Annotated in this window: 1 protein-coding gene; it reads right to left on the reverse strand. The window is 47.0% G+C overall.

Translation table 11 applies throughout. The features are described 5' to 3' along the window. Positions 1-861, reverse strand: an 861-nt coding sequence (locus tag ACFFIT_RS02040; RefSeq protein ID WP_385875920.1) for an Ig-like domain-containing protein, incomplete at its 3' end; no start/stop codon positions are given. Positions 862-907: the final 46 nt, after the last annotated feature.

A 907-nucleotide genomic window follows, 5' to 3' on the forward strand; every position in this document is an offset into this window, starting at 1 on the left:
GCTCAATGGCCCAATTTCTACAAACCAGGTATTGCCCGTGACTGTCGCTTGTTTCCAAGTCTTACCACCATCAAAGGTCACTTTAACCAGTTCATCTGTCCCGAGATTTTTACCTAAAATTCCTGACACGGTAATGATATTTTCACTGGTCTTGAAGTCGCCCTCAACCCCTGTGTCTGGGCTAATCGCTTGGATGTCGATGCTGTTCGTGTTATCCGGTCCTTTGGTGTCAACAACCACTTTTTGTGTGTCAGTGGCACCGACATTACCAGCTAAGTCAACCACACGGACTTGAACGTTATATTCGCCATCAGCTAAGACTTTAGTGGTATTGTCATAGTACCAGCTGTTGCCCGTAGGTATCGCAAATGCCCACGTCTTACCACCATCTAAACTGATTTCGATACGTTCATCCGCAGATAAACCACGGCTTAAGCTGCCCGAGAAAGTTAAGGTGTTATCTTTCGTAATAAAGTCACCTGCAAACTCGGTATCTTCTGTGATAGAGGTAATGTCTACAGTAATGCCTTCTGGTGCTTTGGTATCAACGATAATCGTCCAGTTTGCATCTTTGCTGCCCACGTTACCTACCTCGGTCACTGCAGCAATCGAGATTTTCTGTGAGCCATCCGTTAATGGTGTAGTGAACTGATAGGTCCATGTGCCGTTCGGTTGAACCGTCGCACGACCGACTTCGTTAACCCCCACAAAAACAGCGATTTCTTTTGCATACGCCGGTGCATTAACCCCTGTAATCGTCGGCAAGGTATCATCAGTGATGTCGCCCGAGCTGAGGTTACCTTGGAGGGTACCTACATCATCGATTAACTGCACATTAGCCAGATTCATTGCCGGTGGCACGAAGGTATCGACTTTAATATTAAAGGCCGGGCTTTCTGCACTGACG

The organism is Thorsellia kenyensis (genome assembly GCF_042432445.1).
In the GTDB taxonomy this organism is placed as follows: Bacteria; Pseudomonadota; Gammaproteobacteria; order Enterobacterales; family Thorselliaceae; genus Thorsellia; species Thorsellia kenyensis.